Here is a 19,435-nt window from a genome sequence, read left to right on the forward strand (position 1 = left end):
GGCCGTCACCGCCGCGGCCGAACAAGGTTGTTCCGTTTCTCCGCCGCCGGCCACGTACAGCGAAGCGCCCGGGTCCGTCCGTACGGTGGACCCGGGCGCCTGCTCGCGGCGCCGGTGGCGAGGCGGCACGCTCCAGCGGCCGGCGGATGGGAGGCGACCCGCTACTCGGCCCTGGTGCGCGTCATCTCACCGCCGGCGCCGCTCGTCTCATCGCACCTCCCGCGCGTACGGCGCGACCGTGATCCGGTCGATCAGCGGGGCGAAGCGGGAGCGCAGCAGCACACCGGGGAAGGTGTCCGAGGCGTAGGTCTCGCCGTCGAAGTTCGGGAGTTCCTCGGAGCGGAAGGTGATCGTGTTCTGCCCCTTCCTCAGGTGGACGGGGACGGTCAGCTCCCAGAAGTTGTTCTGGTGGAAGGTGTGCGGGAAGGTGACCCGCCGCGTCCCACCGCCGTTGACGGCGAGGTCGGCATGGCGGGCGAGCGGGTCCGGGTTGTAGTGGGTGGCCGGCGACTGCTCCGGGTTGGAGTAGCGGATGCGCAGCGCGTGGGTGCCCGCCCGGTCCGCGGTCACGGTGAACGTGGCGGTGTTGCCGTTGCCGGGGTCGCCGCCGATCCCGGTGATCGCGGTACCGCCCGTGGCCAGGGAGAGGGAGCCGAGCGCGGCCGAGCCGCGGAGTTCGGCGTCCTTCCCCTCGTACGTACGGGTCGGGAGCGTGCCCTCGGTCGAGGCGACCGTGAGGCGGTCGACGAGCGTGGTGGACGAACTCCCGGTCACGGTCACCTTGTTGACGCCGCCGGAGAGGGAGACCGCGACGCTGTTCCGGCCCTTGTCCAGCCTCAGGACGTCCTGGCCGTTGACGGAGAGCCGGGCGCCCGAGCCCTTCAGGGTGTCGATCCTGAGGGTGGCCTCGCGGTCGGCGGGGGAGTACACCCAGAACGTGGCGGTGCCCTTCTTCGGGAGCCGGGCCGCGCCCGATCCGGTGGCCGCCCGCTTCGGCAGGTCGTAGACGGGACGTGCCCCGCCGCCCAGCCAGGCGAGTTCACCCTCGTACACCCGTGTGCGGGCGGAGGCGTCCGGCAGGGAGAGGGTCAGCCGGTCGACGATGGCGTCGCCCTGGGTGACGCGCTTGCCGTCGGCGCTCCGCGCGGCGAGCGTCAGGGTGTGCCTGCCCTTGGTGAGCCGGACCGTGGTGTCGGTGTGGTCCCACACCACCCACTTGTAACCCAGCGGCAGATACAGCTCCTGCTCACTGTCCGCCTTGCCGTCGACCCGTAGGAAGACGTTGGTGGGGCCCTGGTCCTTCACCTTGTCGAAGGTGTTGAGCGAGTTGGCGAACACGCTCAGGTCGTAGGTGCCGTCCTCGGGCACGTCCACGGTGAAGTCGAGCGTCAGGTCCGAACCGGTGCGCAGGCCTCCGACGTCGTAGCCGCCGGAGGTGTAGAACTTCGACACGTCGCGGGGTGAACCCTCGGGGCCGTTCTTCGAGTAGCCGGACCCGGTGTGGGCGGCGTCCTCGGCCTCGTAGGAGTGCTGCCAGCGCGTGGGCGCGTCCTGGGTGGCCTTCGCCTTCCCGGCGGGGCTGAGGACGATCTCGTACGCCGAGGACTCCTTCAGCGCCGGCAGGGTGCCGTCGCCGAAGTCGACGGAGACCGTGCCTTCCTCGGAGACCTTCAGGTTCGTCTCCGTGAGCAGCTTCGGTCCGGAGCTGTCGCCGATCTGCCCGCTCCACTCGATCTCGCGGACCCAGGCGTGGACGTTCTTGCCGAAGGTCTTCTTCGGGACGCCTGCGAAGGTGATGTGGCCCTTGCCGGTGGAGCCGCCGAAGATCAGCCGGGCCTGCTTCTTCCTCTCGTCGAGCGTGCCGACGCCCTGCATGGTGTAGTTCTCGCCGGGGAGCGGCGGGTCCACCTTCACCGTGTGCCCGCTCATCGAGGCGTACGCGTTGAGCAGCCACCACTGGCCGTTGCCGCGGCCCGACTGCACGGCGGAGTCGGAGAGGTTGCCGTCGATGTTCCAGTAGGCGATGTCGGCGTCCACCTTGGACTCCTCGATCGCGGAGACCCACTGGATCATCTGGCCGGGCACCGAGGTGTGGTAGTTGAACGCGTACTCGTTGATGTTGACGGGGAGCTGGGTGCCCTCACGGGCGGTCCCCTCGAACAGGTCCTTCTCCCACCCGCGGTACGTGGCCACGCTGTCGCGCACCGCCTCCGGGTGACTCAGCTCGTGCCAGGTGACGACGTCGGGGAGCGTGCCGGCGGCCAGGGCGTGTGCCATGAAGCCCTTCACCTGGTCGTACAGGACGCTGGTGTTGGGACCCGCGATCCGGGCGTCCGGCATCCTCTCCTTGATCAGCTCGTACGCGGAGTCCCAGGCGGCCAGGAAGTCGTCGGGTTCGTCGAGCCAGCTGACCCGGTTGTAGCTCCACTCCCCGGTCCCGAACATGTTGCCCTCGGGCTCGTTGAACGGCACGAAGACGATGTTGTCCTGGTACTGCTCGGGCAGTCGGAGCACCTGGTCGACCTGCTTGGCGATCTTCTGCTCGTAGAGCTTGAGCTTCTCGGCCGGGGTGTCGCCCGGCCACTGGTACGGGAAGCCGCGGTGGATGTCGGTCATGTAGATGTACACATCGCCGTCGGTGGAGTCCGCCAGCGGCTTCACCACTTCCAGCGCGTCGGCGCCCGGGTGCTGCGGGCCGTCCTGCGCCTTGGTGGAGACCGTGCGCAGGCCCATGCCCTCGATGAGGTTGTTGGTCGGCACGTCCGGCCCGTACACGCCGTAGAGCGTGCCGGAGGCACCGCCGTGGAACGCGCCGGTGTCCGAGGCGAGGTCGACGGTGAGCTGACCCTCCCGGACCACGGCGACCGTCGCCTGCACGTCCCGTCCGGCCGCGCGTCCGGCCACCGTGAACGTGCCGGGCCGGGCGTACTTCTCCTCGGGCACCGCGTCCCAGACGATCGGCGTGTCACGGTCGTAGCCGTCGGAGTACGAGGAGCGGACCGCGGCGGGGAGGGAGGGAGCGGTCCCGGTCGTGGTGCGCACGTCGAAGGACGTGCGTGACAACGAACGGAGGGTGGGGGCGTCACCGACCACGTCCGCCACCTGCTCTGCGCTCAGCGCCGAGTGCCACACCGTGAAGTCGTCGATCGCGCCCTTGAGCAGCGGGTCCGGCCAGAAGGACCTGCCGATGTAACCGGCGGCGGTGGCCGAGGCGTCCAGCAGCTCCCTGGCCTTGACGGAGGTCTTCGCGGAGGAGACGGCCACGCCGTCGAGGTAGGTGGTGACCCGCCCGGCGGCGGTGTCGAGGGTGACCGTGACCGTCCGCCAGGAGCCGGCGGGGAGTGCCGCGTACCCGGAGACCTGGGACTCCGCGCCCCCGCCGCCGGTGGTCACGGCGGTGCGCAGAGCGCCGCCGTTGTGGGACGGGGTGGTGAAGAGGTACTTCGTGGTGTCGGTGCCCAGGTCGAAGATCCGCTGCCAGGCCGACTTGTCGTCGCCCCACTTCACACGGGCGGACACCGTCAGGTCGGTCGCGTCGCCGACCACCGCGCGCGGCAGGCGCACGTACGCGCCGTCGGAGGTGGGTGCTCCACCGGGCAGGGCGAGCGCCCTGCCGCCGCCCGCGCCCTCGACGGACCGCGCGGTGGAGCCGTTGACGAGGCTCGCCGTCAGACCGTTGCCGGAGACGTCCGTGATCTTCCCGGACGTGAGGTCGTCCTCGTCGAAGGTGTAGCGGGCGGTGGGCTCGGGCGCGTCGGCGGCCTGGGCGGGGACGGCCGGCGCGACCAGCACGCCCGCGCCGAGGGCCAGGGCCACGGCGGCCGGGGCCCGGCGCCGGGCCGATCTGTCAGCGGATGGCATGGAGTGCGTCCTCGATCCTGTGAGTAACGAGTCCCGGCCGGCCCGCCGCCCCGGCCCGCAGCGCCGGCTCGGCTGTCGGTCCGCGTGCCGTGGTCGGTGAGGCGGGTTCGAGGGCGGAGGCGTGCGGACTCGGTGACAGCGATGCGGAATCGGTTCGATCGCCCGCCCTACGGAGCCGGGGGCGGCCGACCCGGGTGGCCGTGACGGCGCCCCGCACACCAGGGACTGCGCGGAGCGGAGGCCCCGGCTGCCGGAAGGATCACTTCGTCGAACCGGTTCGCTGGAAGCTAGCACCGGAGAAATCGCGCAGCAATACCTCCGACACGAGCGAAGCCGCGTAGGGCCGCGGATCGTCCGGATCGCCGCGCTACGACGGGAAGTCCCGATCGAGGTGTTGACAGCCGCCCCGCCCGTTCCTACCTTCACTTCACGCGAACCGGTTCGACGACCGGGGACCGTCCGCTCCTCAACCTTCCGTCCCAGCGGCTCGGAAGCTTCGCCTCCGCGGAGTATCGAACCGGTTCGAGCAAGGAGTTCTCCGTGAACATCGGTGAGATCGCCCGGCGGGCCGGTGTCTCGCGGAGCACCGTGTCCTACGCCCTGAGCGGCAAACGCCCCGTGTCGGACGACACCCGCCGGAAGATCCAGCAGGTCATCGACGAGCTGGGCTACCGGCCCAACGCCAGCGCCCGCGCCCTGGCCAACGGGCGGACCAGCACGATCGGCCTGGTCTTCCCGCCGGCCGGCAACCACTACACGGGCATGCAGCTGGACTTCATCGGCAGCGTGGTGGAGGCCGCCGCGGCCCACGACTACGACGTGCTGCTGTCACCCAGCGGCGTCGACAGCGACCGTTCCTTCCAGCGGCTGCTGGGGGAGCGGCGGGTGGACGGCGCGATCCTGATGGAGATCAGGCTGGAGGACGACCGGGTCGATCACCTGGCCGACCTCGGCTTCCCCTCCGTCGCCATCGGCCGCACCGCGCGGCCGGAGGGCGGCTGGTGGGTGGGGCTCGACCACACCGCGCTGGCGGAGGCGTGCGTCCACCACCTCGCCGACCTCGGCCACCGCAGGGTCGCCTTCGTCAACCGGCCCGAGCAGCTTCTGCGGGCCGGGTACGAGTCCGCGCACCGAGGGCTGGACGGCTTCACCAAGGCCGCTGCCGAGCGCGGACTGACCGTGCGGACGTACACCTGCGGGGACGACGCCGCCTCCGGGCAGGCGTGCCTGGAGCGGATCCTGCGGGACGACCCGGCGACCACGGGCCTGGTCACCCTGAACGAGGCGGCGCTGGGCGGCCTCTACCGAGGGCTGGCCCGGGCCGACCGCCATGTGCCGCGCGACTTCTCCGTCACCGGCATCGTGGCCTCCCGGTGGGCGGAGACGGTGACCCCGCAGCTCACCGCGGCGGACGTACCGGCGGAGGAGATGGGCCGCCTCGCCGTCGACCTCCTCGTGGAGCGGCTGGACGACCCCGACGCGTCGCCCCGCAATCACCTGCTCGTACCGCCGATCTCCCTGCGGGCCAGCACCGGCCCCGCGGGCGGCGCAACCGTCTCCTAGCCGTCACCCCGCCCGCACTTCCTTCTTCTGTCAGCCGTTCACCCCGCCTGTCCTTCTTCCCTCTTCACCGGGCACCCCGTTCCGCCACCGGCTCCGTTCGGCGTGCCCGGCTTCCTCGTCTCCCTCCCTCTCACGGCACCCCTGTGCCTGAAACTAAGGACCCGCCATGCATCCCACCTTCAGACAACGTCGTCTGACCGCCGCAGCCCTGACGGCGCTGGCCGTGGCCGTCAGCGCCACCGCGTGCTCCTCCGGCTCGGGCGGCACCGGTGCCAAGGACGCGGACAGCGGCTCGTACACCATCTGGGACCCCTACCCTCAGTTCGCCAAGGGTTCGGCGTGGACGAAGCTGCTGGACAAGTGCGGCACCGACGCGGGCGTGAAGATCGAGCGGACCGGCTTCGACACCAGCGACCTGCCCAACAAGACGCTGCTGGCGGCCCAGCAGAGCAACTCCCCGGACGTCCTCGTCGTCGACAACCCGGTCGTCTCGACCCTCGCCGAGGCGGGCGTGCTCACCACGACCGACGACAACGAGCTCGACACCTCCGCCGTGGACCCCAACCTGCTCGCGGCCGGCCAGTCCGGCGGCAAGACCTACGGCACCCCGATCGGCGCCAACACCCTCGCCCTCTACTACAACAAGGAGGTCCTGAAGAAGGCCGGCGTGGACATCGCCTCGGTCAAGGACTGGAAGTCGCTGACGGCCGCGCTGGCGAAGGTCAAGAAGGCCGGCAACAAGGGCATCACCTTCTCCGCGATCGGCACGGAGGAGGGCAGCTTCCAGTTCCTGCCCTGGTTCTGGGGCTCGGGCGCGCAGCTCACCGCACTCGACTCCGCCGAGAGCGTCTCCGCGCTGTCCCTGTGGAAGGGCTGGCTCGACAAGGGCTACGCCCCCAACTCCGTCCTCAACAACACCCAGACCACCAGCTGGCAGGAGTTCGCCACCGGCGACTACGCCTTCGCCGAGAACGGCACCTGGCAGCTCGCAGGCGCGGAGAAGGCCGGCTTCGACTACGGCGTCCTGCCGATACCGGGCGCGGACGGGGACAACGCCGCCGCCCCGACCGGCGGCGAGTTCGTGACCGTCCCCGTCCAGCAGGACACCGGCCGCTACGCCACCTCGCGCAAGCTGGTCACCTGCCTGACCAGCACCGAGAACCTGTACGACACCGACACCACCCTGTCCTACGTCGCTCCCACCGGTGAGGTCCAGGACAAGCAGGTGGCGGCCAACCCGGACCTGAAGCCGTGGATCGAGGCGGTCAAGGCGGCCAAGGGCCGTACCAGTGACGACCTGGGCACCAAGTACCCCAAGATCTCGGAACAGTTGTGGAAGGCCGTCCAGTCCGCGCTCAGCGGCGCCGAGTCGCCGAAGGACGCGCTGACCAAGGCCCAGTCGGCGGTCAAGTAGCAGGGAGGCGCGGTCCGTCGATGAACGACACGAGACAAGTCCCGGACCGCCGGTCCGCGCACGATCCGGGCGGGGCGGCCCCCGCCCCGCCCCGAGCCCCCGCGCGAGAGCGGCGCCGTCCGGTCTCCACACAGTGGGCGGCCTGGGCCTTCCTCACCCCGGTCACCCTCTACCTCGTCCTCTTCTACGCCTACCCGCTCTACCGCAACCTCGACCTGAGCCTGCGCGACTACACCGTCCGCTCCTTCGTCCAGGGCGACGCGCCCTTCACGGGCCTGGCGAACTACCAGAAGGTCTTCGCCGACCCGACCTTCGCCCCCGCCCTGCTGCACACCGTCGTCTTCACCGCCGTGTGCCTGGTCTTCCAGTACGCCATCGGCCTGGCGCTGGCGGTCTTCTTCCACCAGCACTTCCGGCTGTCGGTCACCCTGCGGGCCCTGTTCCTGGTGCCGTGGCTGCTGCCGCTGATCGTGTCCGCCTCCACCTGGTCGTGGATGTTCAACAGCGACTCCGGCATCGTCAACGCCGCCCTGCACGCCGTCGGAGTCGGCCCGGTGCACTGGCTGACCTCCCCCGACTGGTCACTGACCTCGGTGATCATCGCGAACATCTGGATCGGCGTCCCCTTCAACCTGGTGGTGCTCCACAGCGGTCTGCAGTCCGTCCCCGGTTCGCTGTACGAGGCCGCGGCCCTCGACGGGGCGAACGCCTGGCAGCGCTTCTGGCGCATCACCTTCCCCCTGCTGCGCCCGGTCTCCGCCATCACCCTGCTGCTGGGCCTCGTCTACACCCTCAAGGTCTTCGACATCATCTGGATCATGACCAAGGGCGGCCCGGCGGACTCCTCCACCACCTTCGCCACCTGGTCCTACCAACTCGGCTTCGGCAACCTCCTGCCCGCCTTCGGCCCCGGCGCGGCCGTCGGCAACCTGCTCGTGGTCGCCGCCCTGGTCTTCGGCCTGATCTACCTCCGCGTGCAGAGAAAGCAGGGGCTGTCATGAACCGAAGTGCCGCCCGCTCATGGTGGAAGACGGCCGTCGGCCTGCTGCTCACCGGGATCATGCTCTTCCCGGTCTACTGGATGGTCAACGTCTCCCTCACCCGCGACCAGGACATGCGCAAGAGCCCACCGGACCTCTTCCCGGCCCACGGCACCCTGGCCGGCTACCGCACCGTCCTCGACGAGCAACTGCCCTACCTCGGCACCAGTTTGGTGGTCGCCCTCGGCACCGTCGTGCTGACCGTGGCCCTCGCCGCGCCCGCCGGCTACGCCCTGGCCAAGCTGCGCCCCCGCGGCGGCGGCCTGCTGAGCTTCGTCCTGCTGGCCGCCCAGATGATCCCAGGCATCATCATGGCGATGGGCTTCTACGCCATCTACCTCCAACTCGGCCTGCTCCAGTCGGTCCCCGGCCTGATCGTCGCCGACTCCACCCTGGCCGTCCCCTTCGCCGTGCTCATCTTCACCGCGTTCATGTCCGGCATCCCGGGCGAACTCCTCCAGGCCGCTCAGATGGACGGCGCGAGTGCCCTGCGCACCTTCGTGTCCATCGTCCTGCCGATGAGCCGCAACGCCGTCGTCACGGTCTCCCTGTTCGCCTTCCTCTGGTCCTGGTCCGACTTCGTCTTCGCCAACACCCTGGTCAACGGCGGCGTCCACGAACCGATCACCCTCGGCATCTACCACTACATCGGCAACAACAACCAGGAGTGGAACGCCATCATGGCCACCGCCGTCGTGGCGTCACTGCCCGCCACGGTCATCCTCGTCCTCGCCCAGCGCTATGTGGCGGCCGGTGTCACCACCGGCGCCGTCAAGGACTGAACCCCCGCCCGCCCCATGTCCGGCGCCCCTCCCGCGCCGGTCGGTCGGCACCCCCTGCTCCAGAAACGAGTCACGCCACATGACCGCCGCCCCGTCCGGCCCGGCCTTCTCCGTCCACGACATCCCGTTCAGCGCGTACGGATCCTGGTTCGACATCTCGCCCGTGGTGGCGGAGAAGACCTACGCCGAGGACCTCCACCTCGTCTCGCACCAGAACGGCATGCACGGCGTCCTGCGCCTCGTCCCCCTCGACGCCTCCACGGGCGCCCGGGCCGACACCCGTGTCGAGGCGACACCGGCCCTGCTCACCTGGACCGCCGGGCGGGGACGCGTGGAACTCGCCTACGAGGCCCCGGACACCGTACGCCTGCGGGGCAGCGGCCTGGACCTCGGCGTCCTCGCCGCCGCGCGGACCCTGACCCCGTTCAGCGGCACGTACTTCTTCCAAGACCCGGTGGCGGACGCGCACGTGTTCACCTCGTACGAGACCGGCCGCCGCTACCGCGTCACCCTGCTGTCCGGCGCCCTCGCCGACACGGCCGGGGCCCAGGCCCTGGGCAGCGCCGACCGCGGTGTCACCGTGACCGCGCCGACGGACGGCAGCTGGGAGCTCGCGATCGAGGAACTCGACACCGCCCGGCCGCCGTACGCGCCCTCGGCGCCCTTCGACGCCGTGGTGGCCTCCGCACGGGCCGCGTTCGCGGACTTCGTCGACGCCGCGGCCCCCTGGCGTTCGGACGCCACCCCGGCCGCCGAACTCGCCGCCTACGTCGTCTGGTCGGCGACCGTGGCGGCGAAGGGCCTGGTCACCCGGCCGGGGGTGCTGATGTCCAAGCACTGGATGGACAAGGTCTGGAGCTGGGACCACTGCTTCAACGCCCTCGCCCTGGCCGAGGGTTCGCCCGAGCTGGCGCTGGACCAGTTCCACCTGCCCTTCGACCACCAGGACGAGAGCGGCGCCCTGCCGGACTCGGTCACCCACTCCGAGGTCCTCCACAACTTCGTCAAACCGCCCATCCACGGCTGGGCCTTCGGCCGTCTGCGCCGCACCCTGCCGACCCCGGTGGACCACACCGAACTCACCGAGGTGTACGAACGCCTGGAGCGCTGGACCGGCTTCTGGCTCACCGCCCGGCGCGCCCCCGGCGCCGACCTGCCCCACTACCAGCACGGCAACGACAGCGGCTGGGACAACGCCACCACCTTCGACCCCGAGCGCGTGGTCGTCAGCGCGGACCTCGCGGCCTTCCTCGTCCTGCAGCTCCACGAACTCGCCGTGCTGGCAGATGAGTTGGGCAAGCAGAACGTGGCCGAACGATGGACGCGGACGGCCGAGGAGATCCAGACGGCACTCCTCGACCGGCTCTGGACCGGGGACAGGTTCGTCGCCCGCTCGACCACCACCGGGGAATCCTGGAGCAGCGCGAGCCTCCTCGATCTGATGCCCATCGCCCTCGGTGAGCACCTGCCCGCCGAGATCGCGGGCACCCTCGCCGACCACATCAAGGCCCACCTCACCCCGTACGGCCTCGCCACCGAACTGCCCACCTCCCCGCACTACCTCGCCGACGGCTACTGGCGCGGCCCGATCTGGGCCCCGGCCACCGTCCTCGTCGAGGACGGCCTGCGCCGCGCGGGCCACCACCGGCTCGCGGACGACATCAGCGCCCGTTTCCGCGCCCTGTGCGAGACCCACGGGTTCGCCGAGAACTTCGACGCCCTCACCGGCACGGGCCTGCGCGACCGCGCCTACACCTGGACCGCGAGCAGCTACCTCCTCCTCGCCCGTGAACACCAGCGGCGCGAGGAGGCCGGGACCGACGACCCGGTCGCCTGACCCGCGAGCGAGAACCACCCACGCGAGCGCCCTGACCACCAAGAAGAACCAGATCTGGCGGCTCACCGGTAACGGACTGACCGACCGAGGGGCCCGGCGCCGCACTTTCTGTGTGGCACATTGCCGGAGGTATTGACGCTTCCGGTTCTCGCCCCTAGCGCCTGGCCGACTTCACGAACACTGTTCGAATTGCCGAACGATGTGTGTCGGCTGGACAGAGGAAAGAGTGGACCCTGTACCTCGACCAGTACGCGACCGGGAGGGGATACATGCCGGTCACGACGACCGACCCGTCCGCCGCCGGCACCTACCGGCTGCCGACGTCGGGAACCTACTCCATGGGCGGCACCAAGAAGCGCCACGGCTCGATCCTGACCCTGACGGCCGCCGAGGAGAGCCGCGTCCAGGCCCGCTGGCCCGACACGACCGCCAACCGGCTCCAGTCGTACAACTTCCCCGACCGGTACATCCGCCACTAGGCGTACCAGCTGCGGCTCGACCCGGTCACCACCACGACGGCGCGCGGCGACGCCACCTTCCGCGTGACGAGCTGACCCTGCGCTGATCCGCCCTCCGGCGGATGCTGCCGGCGCCCTCCTCGGAGGGCGCCGGCAGCACCGTGAGGGCCGGACTGTTCGGATGTCCCGGAAGAGGTCAGTAGGCGCGGTGGCCTGCCACGGTGAGGAGGATTTCGTCGCTGACCTGCGCGAATCGTCTTTCGGTTGTTTCATGCTCGTGCCGGTTGATGAAGCCGGAAGTCCCAGAAAAGTCCCAGAGGACTCCCACCACTGACGTACGCCCTTTCGGTTCTACTCGACGCGGCGGGGCCGGGGCTGTGCGTTGGAGGTCGGCCATGTTCCTCCGCGGCCCGCCGGTAGCGTGCTCTCCGCGCGCGGAGAGCACGCTACCGGCCCACCTGGCTGTGCCGGTTCAGCTTCGCCGTGCCGCGTCCGCTTTCCGCACCACCTTCGCCGCGTGGTCAGCCGAGTCGGCCAACTTCCGGAGTGCGTGGGAGACCCGGCTGAGGAACACCACAAGGTGGTCGGTGAAGGTGTCCTGCTCGGTGCTGGTGCGGACGATGACGAGGCCGTCGCCTTCCCGGGACGGTGGCCGGTGGCCGGTGGCCTTGTGATTTCGCTGAAGCGCCGACACAGCACAGCCGCCATTCGATAACTCACACTGACGCGGTGCCCGCTCGTAATGCGTCTGCACTCCCGTCGAACCCGAGTAATTGACACATCGAAAATAGAGCGGTGGGCAAATGTTCGGCACGGCGACGAGCCGCACCGAAAGAAGCGAGGTCGCCGACCGGTGGACACCCTTTCTAGCCACTGGTTCGACGAGCGCGTATAAGGGTACATTATCGGCAAATTCGCTGGTGATCCCGGTTCGGGAATTGCGCCCCTTGGTGCGCCCCGCCGATCGGGTGACTAAGAGCCACGCGCCTTGCGGCATATGCCATGTTCCTGCGTCACTAGAGGTATCCAACCGGTGGGCAGCCCAGCCTCTCGGGGGGCACGGTCTTCGGAGTAGCCGCTGCCTGCCCTGCGCGTAGGACAGGGTCAGCGTCGAGATCGATGCCGTGATGGGCACCCCTTAGAGGAGTGGATCCCCCAGTTGGCGCCTCCATGGCGCCAGCTGGGCGGTTGTCGGCCCCTTCCGTCGTGGCCCTTCGGCCCGGCGCATGCTGGCTTCACGGCAGCACGAACCGGGGGCGCTCCCACGTGAATCGCCCCGGTTCGAATGGAGACTCGATTTCATGAAAGGATCGAGTCATGGCACGACCTTCCCATTACCCGCCTGAGCTCCGCCGTCGCGCGGTGCGCATGGTCCCCGAGGTAGGCGACGACTACCCGAACGAGACGGCTGCCCTGCAGGCGGTGGCCGAGAAGCTCGGTATCGCCTCCCGCGAGACGCTGCGGAACTGGGTGAAGCAGCACGAGATCGATGCGGGGACACGTCCGGGGGCGACGACGGAGGAGTCCGCCCAGCTCAAGGCGTTGAAGAAGGAGAACGCGGAACTGAAGCGGGCCAACGAGATCCTGAAGGCCGCGGCGAGTTTCTTCGCGGCCGAGCTCGACCGGCCACACACACGCTCGTAGCGTTCATCGACGAGCACCGGGACCGCTTCGGCGGCGTCGAGCCGATCTGCAGGACGCTCACCGAGCACGACTGCAAGATCGCCCCTTCCACCTGCTACGCCCACAAGAAGCGCCTCGAAGCTCCCTGCGCCCGTTCCGTGCGCGACGAGGAACTCAAAGAACGCATCCAGAGGTCCACACGTCCAACTACCGCGTCTACGGGGCCCGGAAGATCTGGCGCGAACTGAACCGGCAGGGACATGCCGTGGCCCGCTGCACCGTCGAGCGCCTCATGCGTGAACTCGGCATCACCGGCGCCGTCCGCGGCAAGAAGGTGATCACCACGCTGCCCGGCGGGCAGGCCGAACGGGCGCCGGACCTGCTGGACCGCGACTTCGTCGCCAAGGCCCCGAACCGCTGCTGGGTCGCGGACTTCACCCACGTGAAGACCTGGGCCGGTGTCGTCTACGTCGCCTTCGTCGTGGACACGTTCTCCCGCCGGATCGTCGGCTGGTCCGCGGCCACCGTGAAGGAAACAGTCTTCGTCCTGGACGCCCTGCAGATGGCCGTGTGGCAACGTGACCGCGACCAACACCCAGTTCAGCCAGGCGAGTTGATCCACCAGTCGGATGCCGGGTCGCAATATACGAGTTTCCGGCTCGCCGAGCATCTGGACGCCGCCGGCATCGCCGCCTCGATCGGATCGGTCGGCGACGCCTACGACAATGCCCTGATGGAGAGCGCGATCGGTCTGTTCAAGACCGAGCTGATCAAGCCCCGATGGCCCTGGAAGTCTCTCTCCCAGGTCGAGTTGGCCACCGCAGAGTGGGTCGACTGGTACAACCACCGCTCCACGGTGAGATAGGGCACGTTCCGCCCGTCGAGTACGAAGCCAACCACTGAGGTTGAACTCGCAGTGGCGGGTGGGGAGCTGACGTTTCGTGATCGTTGCGGTATGCCGGAGGGATGAGGTATGCGCAGGGTGGTGGGCTGACGCCCAGGCGGCAGGCAGCTCGCGAGCAGCTGAGGCTGGAGGCCGCGGAGCGGTTCGCGGGCGGCGAGAAGACCGCGGACATCGCGCGTGAGCTTCGGGTCGGGGAGCGCCAGGTGGAGAAGTGGCGCAGAGCGTGGCGCGAGGGCGGGGCGGAGGCGCTGCGCTCGAAGGGGCCGATGTGCGTGGAGCTGCTGAGTCCTGCGCAATGGGAGCGTCTGGTGCGGGAGTTGGAGCGCGGGACGCTGGCGCACGGCTGGGATGAGGATCAGGGCTGGACGCTGGTGCGGATCCGTGCGCTGATCATCCGGTTGTTCCTGGTGGAGTACACGGTGCAGGGGGGTGTGGAAGTTGATGCGGCGGCACGGCTGGTCTGCGCAGGTGCCGGCGAGGCGGGCGCTGGAGCGGGACGACGCGAGTGTCGAGCGGTGGCGGAGTGAGGTGTGGGAGACCGTAAAGCCACCGCGGCGGCCCGGGACGCCTACATCTGCTTCGAGGACGAGGCCGGGCAGGGGCTGAGGCCGCCGAAGGGGCACACGTGGGCGCCGCGCGGCCGGACACCGGTGGTACGGGTGCGCGGCTCGAACCGGGGACGGGTCTCCGTGGCGGGCGTGGTCTGCTTCAAGAGCGGTGAACGATCGCGTCTGATCTACCGGTTGCACGTGTACCGGGGACGGAAGGGTGAGGCGAAGAGCTTCGGATGGCAGGACTACCGCGACCTGATCGTCGTAGCGCACAACCAGCTCAAGGCCCCCCGTGGTCTGGGTCTGGGACAATCTCAACGTCCATCTGGTCGACGAGCTCGCGCTGTTCTTCGTGGAGAACGAGGAGTGGCTGACGGTGTTCCAGTTGCCGTCGTACGCTCCTGAGCTCAATCCGCAGGAGGGCATCTGGTCGCTGGTCAAGCGCGGCCTGGCCGATTTCGCCGCCGCCAACCTCGACCACCTGGCCCGCGTCATGAAGCGCAAGCTCAAGAAGATCCAGTACCGCCCGGAACTGATCGACGGCTGCCTCACCGAGACCGGACTGATCATGAGTGCCGGATGATCGACCGGCCCGCCACTGCGAGTTCAACCTCAGCACTACATGGAATCCACGAAACCCCAGGTCAAAGCCATAATCTGAGATCTCTATCGAACCCGGGGCGGTTCACTCGGCGACCATAGGAGTAACCGCCGCACGGAGGCGGCGAATGCGAGTGGGGCGTCGTGACGATTAGTCATCCCGCCGTAATTGCGCGGGAAACGAAACGCCTGCCTCATCGCCGACCGGAGTGCACGTAGCCCCCGAAAACTGACCGAGCAGCCCGGCGCGCATTCTTTGCGCGCCCCCCATTCGGGTGACGTTCTGCAAGGTCTCTTGTCATCCCCTCACCCGCATGGGTCAATAGGGATACCGGTGGGCGGCCCATCCCATTCGGGCCAGCGCGTACAGTCAGCGCTCTCGACCCGTCTGTTGCACATCAGTAGTACATGCAGCTGCGCCGCCGCCCAAGGCGAGAGTTGTGCGCCAGGTCCCCGGCAAGCCGCCGGAGTCGACCAAAGATTCGCAATTCCTTACCCCGGCCCTGTGGTCGTCCAGGACCACATCCGGGTCACCTTCCCCGCTGGTGCCCTGTGCGTTTGCCGCACGAGTCATGCAAGCACCCGCGGCCAGAGGCCGATGCGCCTCACACCACCACAACCCAGTCCAGGAGGACACCCATGTCTGAAACCAGTGTGCTTTCCGTCCTGACGCAGCCGACACTGGTCGCTGCGGTCCCCGGCTTCGGGCCGACCGCCGGCGGCAACTCCGTCCTGCTCATCGGCGCCAACCTCGGCGGTACCACCTCGGTCACCTTCGGAGGCGCGCCCGCGACCATCGTCTCCCAGGACCTCTTCGGCTTCCTGATCACCGTGGTCGCGCCCCCCCACGCGGCCGGCAACGTGCCCGTCGTGGTGACCACCGCGGCCGGCGCCAGTAACCCGGCCAACTACACCTACGTGGGACCCGTGGTGCCCTCGCCCCCGAGCGTGCTGGTCTTCAGCCCGCCCTTCGGCCCGACGACGGGAGGAACCCCCTTCACGATCGTGGGCACCAACCTCACCAACGCAAGCGTCACCTTCGATGGGGTCCCGGCCGTCGGCGTGAACGTCATCGCGGGCGTGGTGCTGACCGGTGTCACGCCGCCGCACGCGGCCGGCAACGTGCCCGTCGTGGTGACCACCGCGGCCGGCAGCGCCTCAGTCGCCGGCGGATACACCTACGTCGGCCTGCCGCTGCCCACGGCGGTCTCCATCACCCCGGCCGTCGGCGCTGCCATCGGTGGCACCCCGATCGCGATCATCGGCACCAACCTCGCCGGGGCCACCGTGACCATCGGCGGCGTCCCGGCGACCGGCGTGGTCGTCGACGTCACCGGCACGGTGCTGAGCGCCATCACTCCTGCGGGAGTGGCCGGTAACGCGGAGGTCGTCGTGACGACTCCCGCCGGGAGTGTGACCGTCACCGGCGGGTTCACCTACAACTGATCGATGCGTTGTGGGCCCGGACTGCGATCCATGTCCGGGCCCACACGGGTGCCCACACCCCTGAGAAACGCTTCGCCGTGTCTCGGTCCGCTCCGCGCGGCAAACCGGGTGGGTGGCCGGATCACCAGGGCAGCGCAGCGAGCCGCATGCGCCTGAGAGGAAGGCCGCGGTCACACCGGCAAGAGCGTGCCCCGTCCGGCTGGCGAGCGCGCTCGGTGCAGGCAGCCGCGAGCTGTCCGCGCACCTCTCGGGCCAACCAGCGGGACCACCCTTCGGCTTCGCCGTATTCAGGGACGTCGGCGTCCGCCTGCGGCCCGCGGATCCGGGACGTCCTCCGTGTCGGCGGTGCTGCCGCAGTCCCGAGCCAGCACCGCGTCGACCCGCCTGCGGGCGATCACCCACTCCTGCCACTCCATCTCGGCCACGGCCAGCTCGGCCTGGATACGGTAGGCCTCCTCACGCAGCCCGTCGACCCGACAGCGCGTTGCGAGCTGGTGCTGTTCCAGCAGTCCGACAACCGATGGCATCCGCAACCTCCCGGTGAGCGACGACATGACAGGTCACGACTCCCACGGAATCACCGCCCCTACCTCCCGACCAGTGAAAACGCCGCCCTCAAGTTCGGAAAGGCTGTGAGGATGATCTGGTACCGCTTCGAGCGGTGGCCTGACCCGCGGAAAGACTGGCTTTGGCGCCCTGCTGTTGATCTGTCGGCCACCGCGCGGAGCGGTATCTGCTGCCGCCGGGCAGGGGGCGTGTCCCGATAGGGGCCTTCGCGACAGGCACCGTCACAGTCTTGACCTCCCCTGCCCGACGACGGCCACCGGTTCCGAGGCGATCAGGAGACAGGCGACCTTGCCCAGCATCACGCAGCCCACAGCCCCGTGTCATGTCCCGGCCGACGCCGCGGAGGAGGTTCTGCTAGGCGTCGACACGCATAAGGACTTCCACGCGGCAACCGTCGTCACCGTCCTCGGCGCCGCGTCGGACGGCCGCAGCTTCCCGGCCACCACCGAGGGCTATCAACAACTTGTCTCCTGGGCACGCTCGTTCGGCGCCCTGCACCGGGCAGGGGTGGAGTGCACCGGCTCCTATGGCGCCGCGCTCGCCCGTTACCTGCGCACCGAGGGCATCGAGGTGACCGAGGTCAACCAGCCTGACAAGGCAGCGCGCCGACGACGTGGCAAGACCGACGCCGTCGACGCGGAAGCGGCGGCCCGCGCCGTGCTGCTCCCAGAGTCCGTCCGGAACGATCCATCCCCACCGACCACTCCCCAGGCCCAGCTCAACTGCCAACTGACCATGTAGGACACGGTCTTAACCTCTACCACCCGGATTTAACGAACTACCGGTAGTGCAAGCAACCCCCATCCAGCTGGTGATTCCAGGCCGACGGCCGAAGGGCATTACCAAATCGGCAAGGGGCGCCGCCTCGGCACCGTAATGGCTACCGGGGTGGCTTGCCGGGTCTTCGACATGGGTGCCGACGGTCGACCAGACACGGTCGGCGTGACGCGACCGACACCGGACGTTGCGAGGCCACTTCGGGGACAACCCCCCGTAAGGACTGACGAGTAATCAGATATCTCTGACGTATCGTCGGCCATTCAAGATCATCTTGCACGTGCGTTGCACAAGGTGTTGAAGAACAACAGTGATCAGTGGAGGGTCGTGAAAATGAGTATCCACAGGTCAGCAGGCATTTCGCGGTGCCGTGCCCCTTGCCTCCAAGGGGCACGGCACCGCGCCGATCAGATGTCCCGGAAGATCTCGATCTGTGCCCCCACCGTGTTGAGGCGTTCCGCGAGGTCCTCGTAGCCGCGGTTGATGACGTAGACGTTGCGGAGCACGGACGTGCCCTCGGCGGCCATCATCGCGAGGAGGACGACCACGGCGGGACGCAGGGCGGGCGGGCACATCATCTCGGCGGCGCGCCAGCGGGTCGGGCCCTCGACCAACACCCGGTGCGGGTCGAGGAGTTGGAGGCGACCGCCGAGGCGGTTGAGGTCGGTGAGGTAGATCGCCCGGTTGTCGTAGACCCAGTCGTGGATGAGGGTCTGGCCCTGCGCGGAAGCGGCGATGGCCGCGAAGAACGGGACGTTGTCGATGTTCAGCCCGGGGAACGGCATGGGGTGGATCTTGTCGATCGGCGCCTGGAGCTTCGAGGGCCGGACGGTGAGGTCCACCAGGCGCGTACGGCCGTTGTCGGCGAAGTACTCCGGTGAGCGGTCGTGGTCGAGCCCCATCTCCTCCAGGACCGCCAGCTCGATCTCCAGGAACTCGATCGGTACCCGGCGCACGGTCAGTTCGGACTCGGTGACGACCGCCGCCGCGAGCAGACTCATGGCCTCGACCGGGTCCTCGGAGGGGGAGTAGTCGACGTCCACGTCGATGTGCGGCACCCCGTGCACGGTGAGCGTGGTGGTGCCGATGCCCTCCACCCGTACGCCGAGGGCCTCCAGGAAGAAGCAGAGGTCCTGGACCATGTAGTTGGACGAGGCGTTGCGGATGACGGTGACGCCGTCGTGGCGGGCGGCGGCGAGCAGCGCGTTCTCGGTCACCGTGTCGCCGCGCTCGGTCAGTACGATCGGACGGCCGGGCGTGACGGAGCGGTCCACCTCGGCGTGGTACAGCCCCTCGGTGGCCGTGATGTCGAGACCGAACCGGCGCAGCGCGATCATGTGCGGCTCGATCGTCCGCGTCCCGAGGTCGCAACCGCCCGCGTACGGCAGCTTGAAGTGGTCCATTCGGTGCAGCAGCGGGCCGAGGAACATGATGATCGAGCGGGTGCGGCGGGCCGCCTCCGCGTCGATCGCGTCGAGGTCCACCGCGGCCGGCGGCACGATCTCCAGGTCGACACCGCCGTTGATCCACCGGGTGCGTACGCCGATCGAGCCGAGCACCTCCAGAAGGCGGTACACCTCCTCGATACGGGCCACCCTGCGCAGCACTGTGCGCCCCTTGTTCAACAAGGAGGCGCACAGCAGCGCGACACACGCGTTCTTGCTGGTCTTCACGTCGATCGCGCCCGACAGCCGACGCCCGCCGACCACCCGCAGATGCATCGGACCCGCGTAACCCAGCGAGACGATCTCACTGTCCAGGGCCTCACCGATTCGGGCGATCATCTCAAGGCTGATGTTTTGATTACCGCGCTCGATTCGATTCACCGCGCTCTGGCTCGTACCGAGGGCGTCCGCCAACTGCGACTGTGTCCAGCCACGGTGCTGCCGTGCGTCACGGATGAGCTTGCCGATGCGTTCGAGGTAGTCGTCTGCCATGAGGGAGAGGTTATCTCAGATATGAGATGGCGCCTCTTGAGGGGTCCGTTGGGGGTGTGGCGCGGGCCCGTTCAG

General features: G+C 69.0%; 14 protein-coding genes and 2 pseudogenes. 12 read left to right on the top strand and 4 right to left on the bottom strand.

Annotated features, from left to right (window positions below; genetic code table 11):
* Positions 1-207: 207 nt before the first annotated feature.
* Positions 208-3,861, bottom strand: a complete 3,654-nt coding sequence (locus E4N62_RS07410) for a LamG-like jellyroll fold domain-containing protein (RefSeq protein WP_230213007.1) — start codon at positions 3,859-3,861, stop codon at positions 208-210.
* Positions 3,862-4,401: 540 nt separating this feature from the next.
* Here E4N62_RS07410 and E4N62_RS07415 point away from each other — a divergent pair.
* The 6 genes and pseudogenes from E4N62_RS07415 to E4N62_RS07440 form a co-directional block, all read left to right on the top strand.
* Positions 4,402-5,424: a LacI family DNA-binding transcriptional regulator gene (locus tag E4N62_RS07415; RefSeq protein WP_230213009.1), complete on the top strand. Its 1,023-nt coding sequence runs from the start codon at positions 4,402-4,404 to the stop codon at positions 5,422-5,424.
* Between the two features lie 166 nt (positions 5,425-5,590).
* Complete coding sequence (locus E4N62_RS07420; RefSeq protein ID WP_230213011.1) at positions 5,591-6,838, top strand: extracellular solute-binding protein; 1,248 nt, start codon at positions 5,591-5,593, stop codon at positions 6,836-6,838.
* 20 nt (positions 6,839-6,858) lie between these two features.
* Positions 6,859-7,839 carry a carbohydrate ABC transporter permease gene (locus E4N62_RS07425; RefSeq protein WP_230213013.1) on the top strand — a complete coding sequence of 327 codons (981 nt, stop codon included), beginning with the start codon at positions 6,859-6,861 and terminating at the stop codon, positions 7,837-7,839.
* Positions 7,836-8,660: a carbohydrate ABC transporter permease gene (locus tag E4N62_RS07430; RefSeq protein WP_230213015.1), complete on the top strand. Its 825-nt coding sequence runs from the start codon at positions 7,836-7,838 to the stop codon at positions 8,658-8,660. The genes E4N62_RS07425 and E4N62_RS07430 overlap by 4 nt, the downstream gene beginning before the upstream one ends.
* A gap of 79 nt (positions 8,661-8,739) precedes the next feature.
* Positions 8,740-10,497, top strand: coding sequence for an amylo-alpha-1,6-glucosidase (locus E4N62_RS07435; RefSeq protein ID WP_230213017.1), 1,758 nt, complete (start codon positions 8,740-8,742; stop codon positions 10,495-10,497).
* Between the two features lie 218 nt (positions 10,498-10,715).
* Positions 10,716-11,051, top strand: a pseudogene (locus tag E4N62_RS07440) (AbfB domain-containing protein); the annotation flags it as partial.
* A 376-nt stretch (positions 11,052-11,427) separates the two neighbouring features.
* Here the strand turns inward: E4N62_RS07440 and E4N62_RS07445 are convergent.
* Entirely contained in the window at positions 11,428-11,649 is a 222-nt protein-coding gene (locus E4N62_RS07445; RefSeq protein ID WP_230213019.1) for a hypothetical protein, read from the bottom strand.
* 623 nt (positions 11,650-12,272) lie between these two features.
* On the opposite strand from E4N62_RS07445, the pseudogene E4N62_RS07450 reads away from it, so the two are divergent.
* The 5 genes and pseudogenes from E4N62_RS07450 to E4N62_RS07465 all read left to right on the top strand — a co-directional run bounded on the left by E4N62_RS07450 (position 12,273) and on the right by E4N62_RS07465 (position 16,079).
* A pseudogene (locus E4N62_RS07450) lies at positions 12,273-13,481 on the top strand (IS3 family transposase).
* Between the two features lie 63 nt (positions 13,482-13,544).
* Positions 13,545-14,009 (top strand): helix-turn-helix domain-containing protein, encoded by a 465-nt coding sequence (locus E4N62_RS07455; RefSeq protein ID WP_308184874.1) that lies wholly within the window; start codon positions 13,545-13,547, stop codon positions 14,007-14,009.
* Positions 13,951-14,088, top strand: coding sequence for a hypothetical protein (locus tag E4N62_RS48580; RefSeq protein ID WP_308184875.1), 138 nt, complete (start codon positions 13,951-13,953; stop codon positions 14,086-14,088). The genes E4N62_RS07455 and E4N62_RS48580 overlap by 59 nt, the downstream gene beginning before the upstream one ends.
* A gap of 237 nt (positions 14,089-14,325) precedes the next feature.
* Positions 14,326-14,616, top strand: a complete 291-nt coding sequence (locus E4N62_RS48585; RefSeq protein WP_308184876.1) for a transposase — start codon at positions 14,326-14,328, stop codon at positions 14,614-14,616.
* A 656-nt stretch (positions 14,617-15,272) separates the two neighbouring features.
* The gene (locus E4N62_RS07465) at positions 15,273-16,079 is read left to right on the top strand and encodes an IPT/TIG domain-containing protein (RefSeq protein WP_230213021.1); all 807 of its coding nucleotides are present in this window, start codon (positions 15,273-15,275) and stop codon (positions 16,077-16,079) included.
* Between the two features lie 287 nt (positions 16,080-16,366).
* On the opposite strand, the gene E4N62_RS07470 is transcribed toward E4N62_RS07465, so the two are convergent.
* The gene (locus tag E4N62_RS07470; protein ID WP_230214117.1) at positions 16,367-16,606 is read right to left on the bottom strand and encodes a hypothetical protein; all 240 of its coding nucleotides are present in this window, start codon (positions 16,604-16,606) and stop codon (positions 16,367-16,369) included.
* A 328-nt stretch (positions 16,607-16,934) separates the two neighbouring features.
* Here E4N62_RS07470 and E4N62_RS07475 point away from each other — a divergent pair, with 328 nt between their 5' ends.
* Positions 16,935-17,387 (top strand): IS110 family transposase, encoded by a 453-nt coding sequence (locus tag E4N62_RS07475; RefSeq protein WP_230213023.1) that lies wholly within the window; start codon positions 16,935-16,937, stop codon positions 17,385-17,387.
* Positions 17,388-17,830: 443 nt separating this feature from the next.
* Here E4N62_RS07475 and E4N62_RS07480 read toward each other — a convergent pair whose 3' ends face one another.
* Positions 17,831-19,360 carry a UDP-N-acetylglucosamine 1-carboxyvinyltransferase gene (locus tag E4N62_RS07480; RefSeq protein WP_230213025.1) on the bottom strand — a complete coding sequence of 510 codons (1,530 nt, stop codon included), beginning with the start codon at positions 19,358-19,360 and terminating at the stop codon, positions 17,831-17,833.
* Between the last annotated feature and the right edge of the window lie 75 nt (positions 19,361-19,435).

This window comes from Streptomyces sp. MNU76 (assembly GCF_020982545.1).
Taxonomy (GTDB): domain Bacteria; phylum Actinomycetota; class Actinomycetes; order Streptomycetales; family Streptomycetaceae; genus Streptomyces.

Excerpts from the sequence above, each read along its gene's own strand:
- E4N62_RS07465 (WP_230213021.1), top strand. The coding sequence starts at position 15,273 with ATGTCTGAAACCAGTGTGCTTTCCGTCCTGACGCAGCCGACACTGGTC.
- E4N62_RS07425 (WP_230213013.1), top strand. The coding sequence starts at position 6,859 with ATGAACGACACGAGACAAGTCCCGGACCGCCGGTCCGCGCACGATCCG.
- E4N62_RS07430 (WP_230213015.1), top strand. The coding sequence starts at position 7,836 with ATGAACCGAAGTGCCGCCCGCTCATGGTGGAAGACGGCCGTCGGCCTG.
- E4N62_RS07455 (WP_308184874.1), top strand. The coding sequence starts at position 13,545 with ATGAGGTATGCGCAGGGTGGTGGGCTGACGCCCAGGCGGCAGGCAGCT.
- E4N62_RS07420 (WP_230213011.1), top strand. The coding sequence starts at position 5,591 with ATGCATCCCACCTTCAGACAACGTCGTCTGACCGCCGCAGCCCTGACG.
- E4N62_RS07470 (WP_230214117.1), bottom strand. The coding sequence starts at position 16,606 with ATGCCATCGGTTGTCGGACTGCTGGAACAGCACCAGCTCGCAACGCGC.
- E4N62_RS07435 (WP_230213017.1), top strand. The coding sequence starts at position 8,740 with ATGACCGCCGCCCCGTCCGGCCCGGCCTTCTCCGTCCACGACATCCCG.
- E4N62_RS07410 (WP_230213007.1), bottom strand. The coding sequence starts at position 3,861 with ATGCCATCCGCTGACAGATCGGCCCGGCGCCGGGCCCCGGCCGCCGTG.
- E4N62_RS07480 (WP_230213025.1), bottom strand. The coding sequence starts at position 19,360 with ATGGCAGACGACTACCTCGAACGCATCGGCAAGCTCATCCGTGACGCA.